This is a genomic window from Nonomuraea sp. NPDC003707 (assembly GCF_053587055.1).
On record NZ_JBSFNK010000034.1, the window covers coordinates 30116 to 48307 of the forward strand.

18 protein-coding genes are annotated in these 18192 nt (G+C 70.9%); 4 read left to right on the forward strand and 14 right to left on the reverse strand.

The genetic code is table 11. The annotated features are described in order from the left end of the window. Positions 1–59: 59 nt before the first annotated feature. The 3 genes from ACWDRB_RS52125 to ACWDRB_RS52135 all read right to left on the reverse strand — a co-directional run bounded on the left by ACWDRB_RS52125 (position 60) and on the right by ACWDRB_RS52135 (position 2903). Complete coding sequence (locus ACWDRB_RS52125) at positions 60–839, reverse strand: hypothetical protein (RefSeq protein ID WP_449907752.1); 780 nt, start codon at positions 837–839, stop codon at positions 60–62. Positions 840–1125: 286 nt separating this feature from the next. Further along, positions 1126–1461: a thiocillin family RiPP gene (locus ACWDRB_RS52130; RefSeq protein ID WP_397369660.1), complete on the reverse strand. Its 336-nt coding sequence runs from the start codon at positions 1459–1461 to the stop codon at positions 1126–1128. A 227-nt stretch (positions 1462–1688) separates the two neighbouring features. Next, positions 1689–2903 (reverse strand): MFS transporter, encoded by a 1215-nt coding sequence (locus tag ACWDRB_RS52135; RefSeq protein ID WP_449907754.1) that lies wholly within the window; start codon positions 2901–2903, stop codon positions 1689–1691. Positions 2904–2989: 86 nt separating this feature from the next. On the opposite strand from ACWDRB_RS52135, the gene ACWDRB_RS52140 reads away from it, so the two are divergent. Next, positions 2990–3442 (forward strand): winged helix-turn-helix transcriptional regulator, encoded by a 453-nt coding sequence (locus ACWDRB_RS52140; RefSeq protein WP_364259290.1) that lies wholly within the window; start codon positions 2990–2992, stop codon positions 3440–3442. A 262-nt stretch (positions 3443–3704) separates the two neighbouring features. Here the strand turns inward: ACWDRB_RS52140 and ACWDRB_RS52145 are convergent, their stop codons facing one another. Beyond that, positions 3705–4208 carry an N-acetyltransferase family protein gene (locus ACWDRB_RS52145; RefSeq protein ID WP_449907757.1) on the reverse strand — a complete coding sequence of 168 codons (504 nt, stop codon included), beginning with the start codon at positions 4206–4208 and terminating at the stop codon, positions 3705–3707. Between the two features lie 263 nt (positions 4209–4471). On the opposite strand from ACWDRB_RS52145, the gene ACWDRB_RS52150 reads away from it, so the two are divergent. From ACWDRB_RS52150 to ACWDRB_RS52160, 3 genes are all read left to right on the forward strand, one after another. Continuing rightward, positions 4472–5224: an NAD(P)H-binding protein gene (locus ACWDRB_RS52150; RefSeq protein ID WP_449907759.1), complete on the forward strand. Its 753-nt coding sequence runs from the start codon at positions 4472–4474 to the stop codon at positions 5222–5224. Between the two features lie 90 nt (positions 5225–5314). Continuing rightward, positions 5315–6895, forward strand: a complete 1581-nt coding sequence (locus ACWDRB_RS52155) for a hypothetical protein (RefSeq protein WP_449907761.1) — start codon at positions 5315–5317, stop codon at positions 6893–6895. Between the two features lie 176 nt (positions 6896–7071). Next, entirely contained in the window at positions 7072–7974 is a 903-nt protein-coding gene (locus ACWDRB_RS52160) for a TauD/TfdA dioxygenase family protein (protein ID WP_449907763.1), read from the forward strand. A gap of 125 nt (positions 7975–8099) precedes the next feature. Here ACWDRB_RS52160 and ACWDRB_RS52165 read toward each other — a convergent pair whose 3' ends face one another. From ACWDRB_RS52165 to ACWDRB_RS52210, 10 genes are all read right to left on the reverse strand, one after another. Then, positions 8100–8624 (reverse strand): flavin reductase family protein, encoded by a 525-nt coding sequence (locus tag ACWDRB_RS52165; protein ID WP_449907765.1) that lies wholly within the window; start codon positions 8622–8624, stop codon positions 8100–8102. A 146-nt stretch (positions 8625–8770) separates the two neighbouring features. After that, complete coding sequence (locus ACWDRB_RS52170; RefSeq protein WP_449907766.1) at positions 8771–9295, reverse strand: NADPH-dependent FMN reductase; 525 nt, start codon at positions 9293–9295, stop codon at positions 8771–8773. Beyond that, positions 9292–10629 carry an LLM class flavin-dependent oxidoreductase gene (locus ACWDRB_RS52175; RefSeq protein ID WP_449907767.1) on the reverse strand — a complete coding sequence of 446 codons (1338 nt, stop codon included), beginning with the start codon at positions 10627–10629 and terminating at the stop codon, positions 9292–9294. The genes ACWDRB_RS52170 and ACWDRB_RS52175 overlap by 4 nt, the downstream gene beginning before the upstream one ends. After that, on the reverse strand, positions 10626–11516 hold the full coding sequence (locus ACWDRB_RS52180; RefSeq protein ID WP_449907769.1) for an ABC transporter permease: 891 nt from the start codon (positions 11514–11516) through the stop codon (positions 10626–10628). The genes ACWDRB_RS52175 and ACWDRB_RS52180 overlap by 4 nt, the downstream gene beginning before the upstream one ends. Then, on the reverse strand, positions 11509–12315 hold the full coding sequence (locus ACWDRB_RS52185; RefSeq protein ID WP_397373327.1) for an ABC transporter ATP-binding protein: 807 nt from the start codon (positions 12313–12315) through the stop codon (positions 11509–11511). The genes ACWDRB_RS52180 and ACWDRB_RS52185 overlap by 8 nt, the downstream gene beginning before the upstream one ends. Beyond that, positions 12312–13322 (reverse strand): ABC transporter substrate-binding protein, encoded by a 1011-nt coding sequence (locus ACWDRB_RS52190; protein ID WP_350736880.1) that lies wholly within the window; start codon positions 13320–13322, stop codon positions 12312–12314. Before ACWDRB_RS52190 ends, ACWDRB_RS52185 begins: the two co-directional genes overlap by 4 nt. A 174-nt stretch (positions 13323–13496) precedes the next feature. Beyond that, the gene (locus ACWDRB_RS52195; RefSeq protein WP_449907772.1) at positions 13497–14621 is read right to left on the reverse strand and encodes an LLM class flavin-dependent oxidoreductase; all 1125 of its coding nucleotides are present in this window, start codon (positions 14619–14621) and stop codon (positions 13497–13499) included. Further along, on the reverse strand, positions 14618–15658 hold the full coding sequence (locus tag ACWDRB_RS52200; protein ID WP_449907774.1) for an LLM class flavin-dependent oxidoreductase: 1041 nt from the start codon (positions 15656–15658) through the stop codon (positions 14618–14620). Before ACWDRB_RS52200 ends, ACWDRB_RS52195 begins: the two co-directional genes overlap by 4 nt. Beyond that, entirely contained in the window at positions 15655–16869 is a 1215-nt protein-coding gene (locus tag ACWDRB_RS52205) for an LLM class flavin-dependent oxidoreductase (protein WP_449907776.1), read from the reverse strand. The genes ACWDRB_RS52200 and ACWDRB_RS52205 overlap by 4 nt, the downstream gene beginning before the upstream one ends. Next, positions 16866–18188: an NtaA/DmoA family FMN-dependent monooxygenase gene (locus tag ACWDRB_RS52210; RefSeq protein ID WP_449907778.1), complete on the reverse strand. Its 1323-nt coding sequence runs from the start codon at positions 18186–18188 to the stop codon at positions 16866–16868. The genes ACWDRB_RS52205 and ACWDRB_RS52210 overlap by 4 nt, the downstream gene beginning before the upstream one ends. Between the last annotated feature and the right edge of the window lie 4 nt (positions 18189–18192).

The window sequence follows — 18192 nt, forward strand, 5'->3', positions numbered from 1 at the left end:
TTCGTCATCAGCGGCAAAAGCCGCCAGAAACAACTAACACCGACATATCGTGATGTTCATCATTTCTGGTAATCAGGATTTCCCGATGGGAGCCGCTGCTCCCGATGCGCGAAACCGCGCATCTCTCTCTGGGCCTCGCGGGCCATGTCGAGCATGCGGCCCAGCTCTTTCTTGACGTTCTCCGCGTCGCCCTCCACGCCGGCGACGGCCCTGCGGCCCTGCTCGGCGATGGCGTCGATCCGGCTGCCGAGGATGCCCTCCAGCTCGCCCATCGCCCGCGCGCGCTGCGCCGCCACCTCGACCATGGCCAGCTCGGCCCGGGTCGCGTAGAGGACCCGCGCCGTTTCCGCGAAATGCGTCAGACCCGCCAGGGGGATGGCCGCCACGGAGAGGGACAGGGTCCAGGACAGCCCGCCCACGAGATCGTCGCCGAGCACCATCGACTTGGCCGTCTCGGCGACGGCCACCAGCAGGAACGCCGGCAGCGGGTACGGCCTGGGCAGGAGCCCCAGCGCCATCGCGGCGAGGAAGACGCCCGACGCGGCCCACCACTCGCCCAGGAACGGAAGCGGCAGGTAGACCAGGAGCGCCATGACCCCCACCGCCCACCGGTGCCACGGCCCGCGCGGGCCGGTGCAGCCGGCCGCGATGTAGAGGGCGAGGACCGCGATCGCCAGGAGGATGCCTGGGATGCGCCAGGGATGTGGATTCTCGATGTAGTAACCGAACGTGGGAAAGATCAGGTAAACGGCGAACGCCACGATCGCCGCGCGGCCGAGCCGCACCTCCAGTGGCGCGCGAGCCGCCACCCTCGAACCGGGAACCCCTGTCTGGGTCACAAGCGGATCATGACAACCGATCTCGGCGGAGGCAACGCATCACTGGTTACTTTTCTCGCATATCGGATTTTTCGTGGCTTCCGCACCGAACAGTCCGGCGCCGTTGATGCCGACGCCGCTGACCGGAGGCTTGACCGTCGCCCGCGAGCCCGCCCTGACCGGGGAGACATCTGCCCGCCCGGCCGGGGATGGGGCGGTGGTGGCACCCGGCGGCGGCGGGCCGCCGGGTGCCACGGCAAGGGCGTGGGAGCGCGCCGCGGGCCGGACCGCGCCCCCCGCGGCACTGTCAGGTCTCCGCCACGCCCGCGCAGCCGAAGGTGGAGGCGGTGGCGACGCAGCCGGTGAAGCAGCTGACCGAGCTGGCGGAGCCGAAGCAACCGTCGGCCGGGGCCTCGGTGCCGGCCGCGACCTCGAGCTCCTCGATGCTGAACTGACCGGCGGGCTTCGGGGGCAGCGGCGGCGTGGCCACACCCTCCGGGTACGCGATGCCGTACTCGGCCAGCAACAGGCGAGGCTCGCGGCCGTAACGGGTCTTCACATCGTCCTCCGACCACGCGGCGGCGATCAGCCTGGCGAACTTCTTGCGGTCCTCGTCACCGAGAATGTAGAGGCTTTCGGCCATCGGGCCCACTCTCCTTCCGCCTCGGCTCGCAGCCGAGATCCGATGGGAGTGGCAGCGGGCATCTGGACTGCTCGCTGCCCCTTGTTGCAGGTCAAGCCTCGCCCGCCGGGCCCCTTCGCCGGTAGAAACAACTAACACGAACCCCTGTGACAACTGTCATGTGACACTTCTCCCGGGTGACGTCGGCGGGCGCAGGAGGACCCGAGAAGCGAACGCGCCATCGAGTGTCAGCGGGACGTGTCCGATACGGACGCACGTGGTCGCTGCGCCTGCGGTAGAGCGGTGAAGCGTCGGGTCGAGGTGGCGACGAGGAGTCCGAGTGCGGCGTAGGCCGCGCCGAGCAGGCTGGCGGCCGGCCATCCGGCGGCGCTGTAGGCCCAGGTGGTGGTGATCGCACCGAGCGCGGAGCCGAGGGAGTAGAAGGCCATGTAGGCGCCGATGACGCTGCTGCTCTGGTCGGGGCGGGCGTTGGTGAGCAGGTGCTGGCTGCTGACGTGAACGGCTTGCACGGCGAAGTCCAGGACGATGACGCCGACGATCAACGGCCACAGCGACGACCCCGCTTGGGCGATCAGCAGCCACGAGGCCGTGAGCAGGGCCAGCGACCAGCCGGTGACCGAGGGCGCCAGGCCCCGGTCGGCCCATCGGCCTGCCCGGGCCGCGCCCAGCGCCCCGATGAGACCGGCGAGTCCGAACAGTCCGATCTCGGTAGTGCCCAAGCGCCAGGGCGCGGCGCCGAGCGGGAGCGCCAGCCCGCTCCACAGCGTGCCGAAGGAGGCGAACAGGAAGAACGCGACCAGTCCCCGGCTGAGGAAGAGCCGGTCGCCGACGACCAGACGACCCAGCGATGACAGCAGCTGCCCGTACCGGGCTCGGGGGCGGCGGATGTCGGCCTCGAGGGTGAATCGGGCGGCGAACGCGAGCATCCCGCAGAGTCCGGCGATCACGAGGTAGACCATGCGCCAGTCGGCCAACTCGCCCAGCGTGCCCGCGACCACCCGCACTCCGAGGATCCCGATGACCACGCCCGAGGTGACCGCTCCGATGTTGCGGCCGCGCTCGCCGGCCGGTGAGACGGCGGCGACGTAGGCCACCGTGATCTGGACGACCACGGCGAACAGTCCGGCCAGGGCCAGGCCCGCGATCGCGACGACACCGCTGGGTGCGGCGGCGGCCACCCCCGCACCTACCGCTGTGAGCAGCATGTGCACCGTGATGAGTCGGCGGCGGTCGAACAGGTCACCGAGCGGTACCAGCAGCACCAGCCCCGCGAGATAGCCGATCTGGCCGGCGGCGACCAGCCACCCCAACGCTCCTTCCCCCAACCCGAGGTCCTCGCCCGCGGCCTCGATGACCGGCTGGATGCCGTAGATGGTCGACACCGCCACCGCGCACACCAGCGCGAGCACGGCCCGCTGCCTCCCGGTCAATCCTGACGACATATCACCCTCCAGTAAGTTGCAAAATGCAACCTATCTGAAGCTAGGGCATACTGGTTTCATATTGCAACTCATCTTGGAGGGGGCCGGTGGACGTCGCACTCGCCGCAGGAAGCGCTTGGACCGACCCGGCCTGCCCGGTCGCACGGACCGTCGACCTGATAGGCGACCGGTGGAGCCTGCTGATCATCCGCGACGCGATGGACGGGGCGACGACCTTCACCGAGTTCCTTCAACGGCTGGGGATCGCCCGCAACATCCTCACCGACCGGCTCCGCAAACTCGTCGAGCACGGCATCCTTGACAAGAGCGCCGCGGCCGACGGCAGACGGCACACGTACCGGCTCACCGAAGCCGGGCTGGACCTCTTCACGGCCGTCGTCGCCCTCCGCCAATGGGGCGAGCGCCACGCCTTCGCCCCGGACGAGTCGCACTCCGTTCTCGTCGACGACCAAGGGCGGGAGCTTCCCGAACTCCACCCGCTCAGCCGAGACGGCGCGCCGCTCTCCGCCGAGGCGTCGCACGTTCGGAAAATTGCCTGAGCCCAGCCGCGCAAGTGCCCGTCCCATCGGGCTCTGGATGCCCCTCCACCTGCGCACTCGCCTGTCGGCAACTGCACCAGGGGTGTTCGCCGGAGGGGCTCCACCGCAGGCTCAACGGCGTGGTCGTGGAGGTGTGGGATCCCGGTCGTGAGCCGCCGGGGTGGATCACCCTGACGCGTCGGAAGTGGGTGTCCGACGTGAAGGGAATGGCTGACTCCTCCAGCGTGGAGATGGACGTGTGACCGTGTCCCGGTCTGGCCCTTCAGCTTCCTGCCGGTTCCCGCACCATGAAGACGTCGACCGGGTCCTCGGTCTCCACAGTGAACCCGTGGCGTTCGTACAGCCGTTGTGCGGCGCTTCCCTGCAGGACGTTCAGCCGGACGGTCAGGCCTTCGGCGTCGGATCGCTCCAGCAGTTCGCGCAGCACGGCCGAGCCGAGGCCGCGGCCCTGGAGTTCCTGGGCGAGGTAGAAGTGCTCGAACCACCACGTGTCCTCGCCCGGGCGGAATGTCACGCAACCCGCGAAGTCGCCGTCCGTCTCGATGACCGACGTGTAGTCCGGGGAGAAGGCGTCCCGGAACCGCTGACGGACCCGGTGCTCGTCGAAGCGGCCCAGCCGCTGCAGGTCCGGGCGCATGACCGACGCGCGCAGGTCCGCGATCGCCTCGACGTCTGTCGGCTCCGCGCGGCGCAGCGTCCACGTCATCGGGTGGTCCGACCCGATCCCGTGCGTCGCGAACCCCGGCCGCCCCCCGTCTGTTGTCATGCGCGGGAGTATCCCAGAGGGCCGTCCGCGGGCTGGTAGCAGGGGGTGGCCGGTCGGGCCCGCACCGGGCGACCGAGGGTGGGCGGGCCCGCCGGCGCCAGTGACCAGGGTGGGTGGGCTGGCAGGCCGAGGGCCGGGGTGGTGGGCTCGTAGGCCGGTGACGGGGGTGGGGCGTAGGCCGGTGGCCGGGGTGGGTGAGAAATGGGTGGCAGGCGGCGGGTCGTGGGCGGTTGACTTGGCCGATCTTCGTCGGAGGGAGTTCCATGATCGTGGTCACCGGGGCGTCCGGGGTGCTCGGTCGTCTGGTCATCGACCGGTTGTCCGCTCGGCCCGATGTGGTGGCCGTCGTGCGCGATCCCGTACGGGCCCCGCAGGGCGTCCGGGTACGGCGGGGCGACTACGACGAGCCGGACAGCCTGCACGAGGCGTTCGAGGGGGCCACACGGCTCCTGCTCATCTCGTCGCCGGAACTCGACCCGGCGCGCAGGATCAAGCAGCACCTGGACGCGGTCGCGGCGGCGGCCGACGCCGGGGTCGGCGCCATCGCCTACACGAGCCTGCTGGGAGCGGGCACCGTCGCCACCGGCGCCACCGAGGCCCATCACGCCACCGAACGGGCCATCCTCGACAGCAGCCTGCCGTACACGCTGCTGCGCCACCCCTACTACGGCGACGCCTTCGTGCCGCAGGTCTCCGGCGGCGAGCTCGCCGGCAGCACCGGCGGGCGCGGGCTGAACACCGCTTTCAGGTCCGACCTGGCGGATGCCGCCGTTCGGGTGCTGACCGGGGACGGGCATCTGGGGCGGGCGTACGACTTCACCGGGCCGTTGTGGACCTACCGGGAGGCAGCCGAGGTGCTGGGGGTGCCCTACCGGGAGGTGCCCGATGCCGGGCCGGGGCCGATGAGCTGGCTCAATGCGCAGGTACGGGCGGGGGCGCTGGAGTTCCAGAGCCCGGACCTGGCTCACGTGCTGGGCAGGCCCGCAGAGTCGATGCTCGATCGGCTGCGCGAGTAGCACGCCTGACTCCTCGGGCCTCAAGTTTCACCCAAGTCCCGCACAACCCTCTCCCGCCAGACTCCCGGGATCAGTCCGATCTTGAGGAGATTGAGGAGATCGAGGTGCGTAGAGCATGGACGGCACTGGCCGCCGCTCTGGCGCTGGCTGCGCGGCGACGGCACCAAGGGGCCTATCCGCACGGCCCAGGTCAAGGGCGGGGCGGTGGTCGTACGGGATCGGCAGATGTTCGCGGCGAGCACGTCGGGGTGGCAGGCGCTGCAGGTGCTCAGCCCCCGGAAGGCGACCTCGGCCAAGGCCCGCTTCACGGTGTCGTGTGACCCCCTGCGGTTGGAGGACGTTTCCGAAGACAGAACGCGCATCGGGGTCACGCTGGCCACGCCCGCGCCGTACCGGGGAGCGTGCCGGGCGCCCGGCCGCACGGTGACGTTCGACGGGCGGATCACGGTGTCGAGGACGCCTGCGGCGGTGGCGTACCGGTGGGTGGACGGCGACGGCGGCGCCGAGCCGGTCGAGCGGCTGTGGCTCACCGCGCGGAGCACGGCGGTCAGCTCCCGCCGGACGTTCCTGACCGGCCATTCCGGCCATCGCCGGCTGGAGATCCTGGACGTCAAGGGCCGCGTGACGGACTCCGCCCAGGTCCCCTACCGCGTGACCTGCACCGACCCGCCCCAGCCCGGCCCGGTCGCCGCCGCCGCCAACCCGCGGGTGACGCCCGCGCGGTACGAAGGGCCGTGCGGACGGCCGGTGGAGTTCGTGTTCCGCGTCGACCTCGCGGTCACCAAGCCGGCCAAGGTCACCTACCAGTGGGTACGCGGCGACGGCACGACCATCCCCGGCGAGGTCATGCTCGGAGGAGACCTGACCACGGTGCTGGAGACCACCTGGAAGGTGACGGACCCGTCGAAGGTGAGCGGCGGCTCGGCGTACTTGCGCGTCCTCACCCCGAACGCGACCACCACCCAGCCTGCCGCCTTCACGATCACCTGCCGGAACGGCGACGCGGTCACGATCACCGGAACCCAGGTCATCGAAAGCCGGAACCCGCAGCCCTGTCCGGGAACGTCCAAACAGTTCACGATCCTCTCGCAGGTCACCCCGACGCCCTCCGCGTCGCTGCCGCTCACGATCAGCTACCGGTGGCGCTGGGCCGACGGCAGCTACACCGCGCCGTTCACCCACACCTTCACCCAGGCCGCCGCACTGCGTCCGCAACGGGTCTGGGACGAGTGGATCAGCAAGACCGGCAAGATCTGGCTGGAGGTGACCGCGAACGACAGGGTCACGCGCGGCGAGGCGATCGGCTACGCGGTCGACTGCGGTGGCAAGCCGCCCGCGGATTCATACCCGCACGTGGTCTCGGTCACCGAAGCCTCCGTCACCCCGGCGACCTACCGGGGCGAGTGCCCGGTCACCTTGAAAGCCCGGGCCAAGGTGACGGTGTCGGCGCCGATGGAGCAGATGATGTACGCGCAGTGGTACTTCGACGAGACCTTGGCCGCCTGGCTCGACGGCGCGGCCTTCCCGCCGGGTGATCCGCTGACCAAGGTCATCGAGCGCGAGTTCACGGTGGACGAGTCCACGGGCAAGACCGTCACCGGATACATGGAGACCAGGCTGCCCAACGTCATCGCCTCCGGCCCGATGACGTACTTGGTCACCTGCACATAGAGAAACCCTAATTCCCTACCAATTCAATTGACTTTAGAGGTAGGGCGATCTACGTTTGATGGCGTGACGACGACGGCTCTGACCATCAGGGGTCACGTGGACTTCTGCCGCGTGGCCAGCGCGCTCTGTCCTTCCTTCCCAACGCAGGCAATCCCTCTAACGGAAGGAAAAATCCCATGTCATCCCTGTCCATCATCCCCGTCGCCGGCCGGATAGGCGCGGAGATCTCCGGCGTACGGCTCGGCGGCGATCTGCCCGCCGGCGTCGTCGCGGAGATCCGCCTGGCGCTGCTCGGCCACAAGGTGGTCTTCTTCCGCGGACAAGACCATCTCGACGAGCAGAGCCAGGTGGCCTTCGCCCGGTTGCTCGGCGAACCGACCGCCGCGCATCCGACCGTCCCCTCGCTCGACGGGAACGACCACGTCCTCGACCTCGACTACCGCGACGGCCAGAAGGTGGATCGCTGGCACACGGACGTGACGTTCGTGGACCGGCCGCCGCTGGCGTCGGTGCTGCGGGCCGTCGCCGTTCCGGCGGCCGGCGGCGACACGCTGTGGACCAACACCGTGGCCGCGTACGAGCACCTGCCCGCCGAGCTGCGGGACCTGCTCGACCGGCTGCGGGCCGTGCACACCAACCAGCACGACTACGTCCGCATCGCCACCTCCGACGATCCCGAACGGGCGCGGGAACGCGCCGAGGTGTTCGCCTCCACGGTGTTCGAGACCGAGCACCCGGTGGTGCGGGTGCACCCGGAGACCGGCGAACGCTCGATCCTGCTCGGGGACTTCGCCAAGCGGCTGGTGGGGCTGTCGGCGCACACGTCCGCCTCGCTCATCCGGCTGATCCAGGAGCACGTCACCGAGGTCGAGAACACCGTGCGCTGGCGCTGGGCACCCGGCGACGTCGCCATCTGGGACAACCGGGCAACGCAGCACCGGGTGGTGCACGACTTCGGCAACCGTCCGAGGCGGCTGCACCGGGTCACGATCGCCGGTGACGTGCCGGTGGGCGTGGACGGCCGGCCCAGTGTCGTGCTGAAGGGCGACGCGGCCGCCTACTCCCCGATCGCCGCCTGACCTCTGCTCCTTGTGCATGGCCCTGGCCCCGATGACGTGGCCAGGGCCATACGCATGTCCGGGCCCTGTGGGTGGAAATGGAACGGCCGCCCGGCGATGTGCCGGGCGGCCGCTCAGTCGTTTCTCTAGGGGTGGGCGATGAAGCGGCCGAAGCGGCCCTGGTGGTAGATGAGGGGACGGCCCGGGCTGTGCACCCTGGCCTCGGCTACCAGGCCGACCACCAGGGTGTGGTCGCCGACGTCCACGGTCTCGTGCGGGAGGCAGATGAGGTGGGCGGAGACGTCCTGGAGCAGGGGCGCGCCCAGAGGGCCCGGACGCCAGCGGGTGGGCTCGGCGAACCGGTCGATGTCCTTGCGCGCGAACCTGGCGGCCAGCTCGGCCTGGTCGCTGGCCAGGACGTTGACCGCGAAGTGGTCCGCGTCGCGCAGCCAGGGCCAGGTGGTGGAGGACTGGTCGACGTAGAACGAGACCAGGGGTGGGTCGAGGCTGACGGAGGAGAAGGACGTGGCCGTCAGCCCGACGGGGATGCCGTCGTTCTGGGCCGTGATGATGACAACCCCGGCCGCGTGTACGGCGAGCGCCCGACGGAACCCGTCGGGGTCGACCGCACTTCTCTCCGGCTCCTCCGGGGCCGGGCGCGTCGCAGGCACCGTCGGCGCCTCGGACGCGCGCCCATTGCGGGAGCCAGGCACAGGGCGGGAGTCGGGCACAGGGCGGGGGTCTGAGGTGCGGCGGGCGTCCCGGGCCTGGCGGGCCTCTCTGGCTCGGCGGGCCTCCCGGGCGGCCACCGTCTCCGTCACGAAAGCGCCCCTTCCTTGAGCACAGCGGCCACCTGCGGCGCCACACGATCGGCCCACCCCGCCACCACCTCTCCCAGCTCCGGAATCTGCGACTCCAGCACCGCCAGTCCCGGTGTCGGCACGAAGGCGCCCAGTTCCACCAGCAGCGGGCGCAGGTGCACCTCCACCGCCAGCGAATGCTTGGGATCCCCCATGACCAGGAGCGGCAGCGCCGCCGTGCCCGCCAGCGCGTCCGGTGGCAGGCGGTCGAGGAACGACTTCAGCAGCCCCGTGTAGGTGCCCTTGTAGGTGGGGCTCGCCACGACGAGGATGCTCGCGCCGGTCACCAGTTCCAGGGCCGCGCGCACGTCGGGGTGCGCGACGGGTGACAGCAGGTGGGGCGCGAGGCCCGACAGGTCCACGACCTCGTACGCCTCCGAGGCAGCACCCAGGCGGTCGCCGACGGCCAGGGCGGCGGAGGTCGCCACCGAGAGCGTGCGGGAGCCGGGCCGGGGGTTGCCCACGAGGGTCACGATGCTCATCGCGCCACCGCCACTTCGCGGCGTCCGCCGGCGGCGTAGCGGGACGGGGGTCTGGGCAGGCCGTAGTTCTCGCGGAGCGTGCGCCCCTCGTACTCGTACCGGAACAGGCCCCTGATCTGCAGCTCCGGCACCACGTGGTCGACGAAGTCGCTCAGGCCGCCGGGCAGGATCGGCGGCATGACGTTGAACCCGTCGGCCGCGCCGGCCAGGAACCATTCCTGGAGCTGGTCGGCGATCTGCTCCGGCGTTCCCGCGAGCACGCGGTGGCCCCGGCCGCCCGCCAGGCGGTTGAGGAGCTGCCTGACCGTGAGGTTCTCGCGCCTGGCCAGGTCCACGACGAGCTTGCGGCGGCTCTGCGCGCCCTCCGTCTCCACGGGCACGTCGGGCAGGGGCCCGTCCAGCGCGTCCTCGGTGAGGTCGATGCCGGTCATGTGGGAGAGCTGCGCCAGCCCGTACGCGGGGATGATCAGGTCCTCCAGCTCCTTCTCCAGCCGCAGCGCCTCGCGCTCGGTCGAGCCGATGATCGGCGAGATGCCCGGCAGGATGAGCACGTCCTCGTGCCGCCGCCCGTAGGCGGCCAGCCGCCGCTTCAGGTCGGCGTAGAACTCCTGCCCTTCCCGCAGGGTCTGCTGGGCGGTGAAGACGGCCTCGGCGTAGCGGGCGGCGAAGTCCTTGCCGTCCTCCGAGGACCCGGCCTGGACCAGGAGCGGGTGGCCCTGGGGTGAGCGGGAGGTGTTCAGGGGGCCGCTGACCGAGAAGTGCTCCCCCGCGTGCTCGATCGGGTGGATCTTGCCGGTGTCGGCGTAGTCGCCGGCGACGCGGTCGCCCAGGATCGCGTCGTCCTCCCAGCTGTCCCACAGCTTCCGCGTGACCTCCAGGAACTCGCCGGCCCTGGCGTAGCGGTCGGCGTGCGAGGGACGGACGATGCCGAAGTTGCGGGCCTCGGCCTCGCCGGCGGAGGTGACGATGTTCCAGCCGGCCCGGCCGCCGCTGATGTGGTCGAGCGAGGCGAACTTGCGGGCCACGTGGAAGGGCTCGTTGTACGTCGTCGACACGGTGGCGATGAGGCCGATGTGATCGGTGACGGCGGCCAGGGCCGACAGCAGGGTCAGGGGTTCGAGGCCGCCGAGCGCGTTGTGCCGGACGTTGCCGTGCAGGGCCACGCCGTCGGCGAGGAAGACGGAGTCGAGCTTGCCGCGTTCGGCGATCCTGGCGAGCTCCTGGTAGTGGCGGACGTCGGTGAGGCGGGCGGGTTCGGTTCGGGGGTGTCTCCAGGCCGCCTCGTGGTGGCCGACGCCCATGAGGAAGGCGTTCAGGTGGAGCTTTCTCGTCAAGTGGTCCTCCAGGTGGAGAAGCGGCGCTCGACGCCGACCAGGAGCAGGTTGAACAGCAGGCCGAGTACGGAGATCGTGATGATTCCCGCGTACATGTCGGGGATGCGGAAGCTGGACTGGGTGTCGAGGATGAGATACCCGAGTCCGGCCTTGGCGCCCACCATCTCGGCGAAGAGCAGGACGAGGATCGAGTACGCGCCCGCCAGCCGCACCCCGGTGAAGATGGTGGGCACGGCGGCGGGCAGGATCACCTTCTGGAACAGGCGGACCGGGCCGAGGCCCATCGACCTGGCCGACTTGATGAGCAGCGGCTCGACGGTCTTCACGCCGCTGATCGTGTTGAGCAGGATCGGCCACGCGCACGCGTACAGCACGAAGGTGACCTTCGTCGTCTCCCCGATGCCCAGGATCAGCGTGAACACCGGCAGCAGCGCCACCGCCGAGGTGTTGCGGAACAGCTCCAGCAGCGGGGTGAGGAAGTCGGCGACCGGCTTGTACCAGCCGATCAGCAGGCCGAGCGGGATCGCCAGCACGATGGCCAGGCCGAAGCCGGACAGCGAGCGGGCGAGGGACGCCTCGAGGTGCTCGGGGAGCTGGCCGCCGACGAGGAGGTCGTACCAGGCGACGAGGTTCTCCGAGAGCGGCGGGACGAAGACGGGGTCGACGACGCCGAGCCTGGGCAGCACCTCCCAGGCGGCGAGGAGGAGCAGGATGGCGGTGGAGTTCGTGACCGCCCGCCTGAGCCACCGCCCGCCGAGAAGCCGCCGGCGCGACGGCTCCGTCAAGGCCGAAGCCGAGGTCGGAGCCGGAGTCGAGGCCGGAGTTGGAGCCGGGGTGGCCTCGTAGTACTGGTGGACGTCGCCGGGGAGCAGTTTCTGGTCAGCCACGACTGGTCGCCACCTTCCGCTCCTGCACCTGCGCCGCCGCGACCTCTTCCCGCAGCAGCCCCCACACCCGGTGCCGGTATTCCCCGAACACCGGATCCGCCCGCAGATCTCCCTCGCGCGAGGCGAAGCGCACGTCGATGACCTCCTTGATCCGCCCCGGCCGGGAGGTCATGACGGCGACCCGCTGCCCGAGGTAGACGGCCTCGTCGATGCCGTGCGTGATGAACACGACGGTCTTGCCGGTCTGCTCCCACACGTGCACGAGCTCCTCCTGGAGGGACTCGCGGGTCTGCGCGTCCAGGGCGGCGAACGGCTCGTCCATCAGCAGCACGTCGGGGTCGAACGCGAGGCTGCGCGCGATGGCCACCCGCTGGCGCATGCCGCCGGACAGCTCGTGCGGATAGCGCTCCTCGAACCCGGCCAGCCCCACGAGCGCGAGGTGCTCGCGGGCCCGCCGCGCCCGTTCCTTCCTGGGCACGCCCTTGGCCTCCAGCCCGAACTCGACGTTGGACTGCGCCGTGCGCCAGGGGAACAGCGCGTACTGCTGGAAGACGATGCCCCGGTCGAGCCCGGGCCCGGTCACCTGCGCGCCGTCGATGAGGATCTCGCCGGACGTCGGCGCGGTCAGCCCGGCGATGAGGTCGAGCAGGGTGGACTTGCCGCAGCCGCTGGGGCCGACGAGCGTGAGGAACTCGCCCTCGCGCACGTCGAGGTCGATGCCGGACAGCGCGGTGAACGGCTGGTCGGCGTCCCTGACCTGGAACGTCTTGGCCACGTTCCGGATGCTGATCTTGGTCATGACCCGCTCCCGCCGGCATAGGGGTTGAACTGGTTGGTGTAGAGGTCGGAGACCTTCACCTGGCCGGGCTTGATCTCGCCCTCGCGCTCCAGCCAGCCGGTCCAGGTCTTGAACTCCTGGTCGGCGATGACACCGCCCTTGGCGGCGATGCCGGTGCTCTTCCAGAACCGCACGGCGTCGGCGCTCTCGTTGCGGCCGCGCTTGGCGATGATCTGCTGGAACTTGGCGACGACCTCCTCGCGCGAGTGGGTTTGCGCCCACTCGATGGCCTTCGCGAATCCGGTCACGAACGTCTTGACGGTGTGGGGGTTGGCGGCGATGAAGTCCTCGCGGAGCACGACGGACCCGGCGGTGAACGGCCCGAACAGGTCCACGTCCTTGAACAGGGGGCGCAGGCCGCCACGTTCCAGCGCCTTGTCCCTGAGCACGCCGCCGAGGGTGCCGACGTCGAGCTGCCCCTGGCGCAGGGCCTGCTCGGTGTTGACCGGCGGGATCACCACGAGCTGGACCTGCTTGACCTCCTCGGGCGTCAGCCCTTCGCGCTTGAGGTACTCCTTGATGACGGCCTCGTGGTGGGCGCCGAGGGTGTTGACGCCGATCTTCTTGCCGATCAGGTCCCGGGCGGACCTGATCGGGCTGTCCTCTTTGACGTAATAGCCGTTGTAGGTGGCCTGGTCGGAGCCGTAGTAGCCGATCACGGCCTTGATCGGCGCCTTGGCGGCCTTGAGCTTGACGATGGCGCCGTTGAAGGCGCCGCCGAAGTCGGTCTGCCCGGTCGCGGCCGACTGGATGTCCTGGGGGCCGGAGGTGGTGTTGCCGACCCACTTGAGCTTGACGTCGCCGAGATAGCCGAGCTCCTCGGCCAGTTCGGGGAAGGTGACGTTGCCGGCGCTGCCCTGGTAGCGCAGCACCTTCACCTCTTGTTGGGGGTTCGCCTGGGCCGTGCCGCAGGCCGCCAGGACGGCGGACATCAAGGCGGCCAGGAGGGCATGTCTGGTCTTGATCACGTTGTTTCCTCTGAAGGGGAGAGAGGGGGGTTCAGCGGTACGTGATCAGCGACACTGCGCGCTGGCGACGTGGCCGAAGTCCACGTGCGGGCGCCGGGTCAGGTAAAGGCCCATGCCTACGAAACTACGTTCCCCGGTCCCTAAAGTCAACTTTTCCTACTGGACATACATGAATTACCGCCAGGCGTCCGCGAGCAGCTCATACGAGCGGACGCGGTCGGCGTGGCCGTGCGTGATGGTGGTGATCAGCAGCTCGTCGGCCCCGGTGACCCGCTGGAGCACCCGCAGCCCGTCCGCCACCGCCTCCGCGTCCCCGACGAACTGGGTGTCGAGGCGGTCGGCCACCAGCTTCCTGTCCTCCTCGCTCCACACGTGGGCGTCTGCCTCCTCCGGCGTGGGGTACGGCATCGCGCCCTGCCCGGTGCGGATGCTGCGTACCCACAGGCCGTAGGGCTTGGCCAGCTCCCGCGCCGTGGCCGCGTCCCGCGCCACGACGACGTCGGCGGACACGATCACGTACGGCTCCTCCAGGACGTCGGACGGCTTGAACGCCTCCCGGTACGCCTCCACCGCCTCCAGCACACTGGCCGGGCTGACGTGGTAGTTGGCGGCGAACGGCAGGCCCCGCTCCCCCGCCACCTGCGCGCTCTGGCCGCCGCTGCTGCCCAGGATCCACACCTCGACGTCCGCGCCCTCGCCCGGGATCGCATGGGCGCTCCGCCCGTCGGCGGAGGTGTAGGTGCCGGCCAGGAACGCCTGGACGTCGTCGAGCTGGTCGGCGAAGTCCGGCGTCTCGGCGCCGGGCTGCTGGAGGAGGGAGGCCTGGACGGCGAGGTGCGGCGCCGCCCTGATCAGCGCGGAGAAGTCGAACGGGGGCGGGATGAGCAGCCCGTCCACCACCCTCGCCTCGGAAGGAGGAGGCTCCGGGGGACGTTCCGAGGGGCGGGCGAGCTCGGCGCGGCGCTGGCCGGAGCGGCCGAGACCCAGGTCGATGCGCCCCGGATGGGCCGCGTCCAGGAGGCCGAACTGCTCCACCACCGCCAGCGGCGTCTGGTGACCGAGCTGCACCGCCCCCGAGCCGACCCGGATCCGGCCGGTCGCCGCGGCGACCAGCCCGATGAGCACGGCGGGCGCCGAGCTGGCCACACCCGCCGCGAAGTGGTGCTCGGCCAGCCAGTACCGGTGGTAGCCGAAGGACTCGGCCTGCCGCGCCAGGTCGACGGTGTTGCGGATCGCGTCCCGGCCGGTCCCGCCGGAGGGGATCGGCGCCAGGTCGAGGATGGACAGGGGGACCGTCATGAGGAGCCTCCGGGGAACGGGAGCGGCCTGCTGGGTATCTCCTTGCGCAGCACGGGAGCGATGTCCGACTGGAACAGCTCCAGCGCCGAGCGGTGCTGCGCGTCCGTCAGCCCGTCGGCGTCCGCGTGCAGGTGCATCACCTCGTGCCCGAACCGGTCGTGGTAGCGGTGCACCTTGTCGATGATCTGCTGCGGGCTCCCGACCAGGATGGAGCTGCGCTCGATGGCGTCCTCCAGCGAGTGGAAGACGAGCGGGGCGCCGTACCGCTTGAAGGTCTCCTGGCGGGCCTCGAAGATCGGCCGGTACGTCTCGATGGCCTCCTGCGAGGTCTTCGCGGCGTAGTAGCCCGCGGTGCCCGCTCCGACCAGGGCTTCGGCCGGGTCGTGCCCGTAGTGCGCCCACCGCTCCCGGTAGTGTTCGATCAGCTCGGCGTAGGGCTCGATGGGGTTGGTGACGTTCGCGGAGAAGAGCGGGTCGCCGAAGCGCGCGGCCAGGTCCACCGACTCCTTGCTGGTGGCGCTGCCGTGCCAGACGCGCACCGGCCGCTGGAGCGGGCGCGGCCAGGTCTCGGCCTCGGTCAGCGACGGCCTGAACCGCCCCTCCCAGGTGACCTTGTCCTCCCGCCACAGCCTGCGGAACAGCTCGTACGACTCGCGGTTGCGCTCCCACTGGTCCTCGGCGGTGACGTGGAAGAGCTGGGCCTGGGCGGCGCCGTTCCCCTTGCCGATGATCAGTTCGAGCCGCCCGCCGGACAGGTGATCGAGGGTGGCGTAGTCCTCGTACGCCCGGACCGGGTCCAGCAGGCTGAGCGTGGTGACCGCGGTGAACAGCCGGATGTGGGAGGTCCGGGCGGCGATGTGGCTGAGCACCACGGGCGGGGAGGAGGAGATGAACGGCCGCTCGTGCCGCTCCCCCACCCCGAACCCGTCGAACCCGAGCTCCTCGGCCAGGACCGCGTTGGAGACGACCTCGCGGAATCGCTCGTTGGTGGACGTGCGGCCGTCATGAGCGATCAAGGTGATGGCCAGAAATTTCACGCAATATCTGCTTTCTGGGAGGCGTAACGGTTGATCGCGCGCGGCAGGCCGAGGTGCCCGCGCAGGGTGGCGGCCTCGTACCGGCTCCTGAAGGCGCCGCGCCGCCGCAGCTCGGGGACCAGCTCGCGGGTGATCGCCGCCAGGTCGTGCGGCACGGCGCCGGGCCGCAGCCGGTACCCCTCGATCCCGGCCTCCTGCCAGTCCAGCAGCAGGTCGGCCAGCTCGGCGGCGGAGCCGGCGAAGGTGTACGCGTCCGATTCGGGCGGCGCGGCGAGCCCGTCGAGCCGGTCCTTCCGGTCAGCCGCGTGGTCGCCGACGTGGACGAGCAGGTCGGCCAGGATCTTGAGCGGGTGCCCGTCCCTGGGACGGCTCCTGACCTGCTCGACGATGTCCCGCGCGTGGTCACGGCTGTGCGGGGTGACGAGGACGACGTCGGCGGCGCGGGCGGGCAGCTCGTACGGCACCGGCGACCCGCCGTGGTCGAGCACGGTCACGACCGGCTGCCCTTGCGGCGGCCTGGGCGTGATCGACGGCCCCTTGACGGAGAACCGGGATCCGGCGAAGTCGATGTAGTGGAGCTTGTCCCGGTCGACGAACCGGCCGGTGGCCACGTCGCGGATCTCGGCGTCGTCCTCCCAGCTGTCCCACAGCCGCCTGGCCACCTCCACGGCGTCGGCCGCCTCCTCGAAGAGGTCCGCGATGAGCTCTCGGGCCCGCTCGTCGGGCTCCCACCGGCCCGCCGTGTCCCGTTTGGGGATGAGCGCCGGGATCTCCCTGCGGCCGAAGTGAGCCGCCTCCCAGGCGCGGGCCGAGACCTGGACCCGCCACCCCGCGCGCCCCAGGCTGACGTGGTCCAGGCTCGCGATGCCGACGGCCACGTGGAACGGCTCAGTGTGCGTCGTCGTGGCCGTGGGCACCAGCCCGATGCGCGTGGTCAGCGGCGCGAGCGCCGCCGCGAGCAGCACCGCGTCGAACCGGCCGCGCACCTGGTCGGTGCGGTCGTCGGGCCCGTCGAGGCCCGAGGACTGCAGGCCCAGGGCGTCCTCGATGGTGACGAAGTCGAGCAGACCGTGCTCGGCCTCGGCGATCAGCCCGGCCCAGTGGCGGGCGGTGAACAGCTCCCGCGCGTCGACGGCGGGGTCCCGCCAGGCGGCGGGATGCCAGCCGGCGCCGTCGAGCGCGACGGCCAGGTGCAGGGGTGGCCGCGTCATGCCGCGCCTCCCAGCCCGAGGTGCTCGCGGAGCGTGGCGCCCTCGTAGTCGGTACGGAACACGCCGCGGTCCTGCAGCAGCGGCACCACCTCGGCCACGAAGTCGTCCAGCCCGCCCGGCGTGAGGTGCGGGACGAGGATGAACCCGTCGGCGGCGTCCGTGCGCACGAACTCCTCGATCTGCGCGGCCACGGTCGCGGGCGAGCCCACGAACGACTGCCGCCCGGTCATGTGGATCACCAGTTCGCGGATGCTCAGCTCCTTCTCCTCGGCCACGGCCCGCCATCGCGCCGCCACGGCGACCCGGTCGGCCACCTGCACCCGGCCCTGGGAGACGCCCTGCTCGACGGCGGGCTCCACGTCGGGCAGCGGTCCTTCGGGGTCGTAGGCGGACATGTCCCGGCCCCAGATCTGCTCCAGGAAGGCGATCGCGGTCTGCGGCCCCACCTGCTGGCGGCGGATCTCGGCGGCGCGCTCGGCCGCCTCGGCGTCGGTGTCGCCGAGCGCGAACGTCGCCGCCGGCATGATCTTGAGCTGGTGCGGCTGCCGCCCGTACGTGGCCAGCCGGCGTTTGACGTCGGCGTAGAAGGCCCGGCCCTCCTCCAGCGTGCCGTGGCGGCTGAAGATGACGTCGGCGTTGGCCGCGGCGAACTCCCTGCCCTCGTCGGAGTCCCCCGCCTGGATGACCACGGGGTGGCCCTGCGGGCCGCGCGGGACGTTGAAGCGCCCCTCGACGGTGAAGTGGCGGCCCCGGTGGCTGACCGCCGAGACGGACCCGGGCCGCAGGAACCGCCCGCTCTCCTGGTCGGCGAGCACGGCGTCGGGCCGCCAGGAGTCCCACAGCTCGCGCGACAGCCGGACGAACTCCTCGGCCCGCGTGTAGCGCTCGGAACGATCCAGGTAGCCGCCGCGGCGGAAGTTCTCACCGGTGAAGGCGTCGGAGGTGGTGACCACGTTCCAGGCGGCCCGGCCCGCGCTGAGGTGGTCGAGCGTGGCCAGCCGCCTGGCCAGCTCGTACGGCTCGTTGAAGGTGGCGTTGACGGTGGCGGCCAGCCCGAGGCGTTCGGTGACGGCGGCCAGCGCGGCCAGCACGGTGAGCGACTCGGGGCGGCCGACCACGTCCAGGTCGTGGATGCGGCCCTTCAGCTCGCGCAGCCGCAGGCCCTCGGCCAGGAAGAAGAAGTCGAACTTGCCCCGCTCCGCGGTGCGGGCCAGGTCGGCGAACGACTCGAAGTCGATCTGGCTGCGGGAGCGGGGGTCGGTCCAGACGGTGGTGTTGTTGACGCCGGGGAAGTGCGCGGCCAGGTGGACCTGCTTCATGCGA

What these genes read in the sequence shown, in the direction of transcription:
- ACWDRB_RS52130 (WP_397369660.1), bottom strand. Translation starts at nt 1,461, where the DNA reads ATGGCCGAAAGCCTCTACATTCTCGGTGACGAGGACCGCAAGAAGTTC.
- ACWDRB_RS52135 (WP_449907754.1), bottom strand. Translation starts at nt 2,903, where the DNA reads ATGTCGTCAGGATTGACCGGGAGGCAGCGGGCCGTGCTCGCGCTGGTG.
- ACWDRB_RS52145 (WP_449907757.1), bottom strand. Translation starts at nt 4,208, where the DNA reads ATGACAACAGACGGGGGGCGGCCGGGGTTCGCGACGCACGGGATCGGG.
- ACWDRB_RS52150 (WP_449907759.1), top strand. Translation starts at nt 4,472, where the DNA reads ATGATCGTGGTCACCGGGGCGTCCGGGGTGCTCGGTCGTCTGGTCATC.
- ACWDRB_RS52160 (WP_449907763.1), top strand. Translation starts at nt 7,072, where the DNA reads ATGTCATCCCTGTCCATCATCCCCGTCGCCGGCCGGATAGGCGCGGAG.
- ACWDRB_RS52170 (WP_449907766.1), bottom strand. Translation starts at nt 9,295, where the DNA reads ATGAGCATCGTGACCCTCGTGGGCAACCCCCGGCCCGGCTCCCGCACG.
- ACWDRB_RS52185 (WP_397373327.1), bottom strand. Translation starts at nt 12,315, where the DNA reads ATGACCAAGATCAGCATCCGGAACGTGGCCAAGACGTTCCAGGTCAGG.
- ACWDRB_RS52195 (WP_449907772.1), bottom strand. Translation starts at nt 14,621, where the DNA reads ATGACGGTCCCCCTGTCCATCCTCGACCTGGCGCCGATCCCCTCCGGC.
- ACWDRB_RS52205 (WP_449907776.1), bottom strand. Translation starts at nt 16,869, where the DNA reads ATGACGCGGCCACCCCTGCACCTGGCCGTCGCGCTCGACGGCGCCGGC.
- ACWDRB_RS52210 (WP_449907778.1), bottom strand. Translation starts at nt 18,188, where the DNA reads ATGAAGCAGGTCCACCTGGCCGCGCACTTCCCCGGCGTCAACAACACC.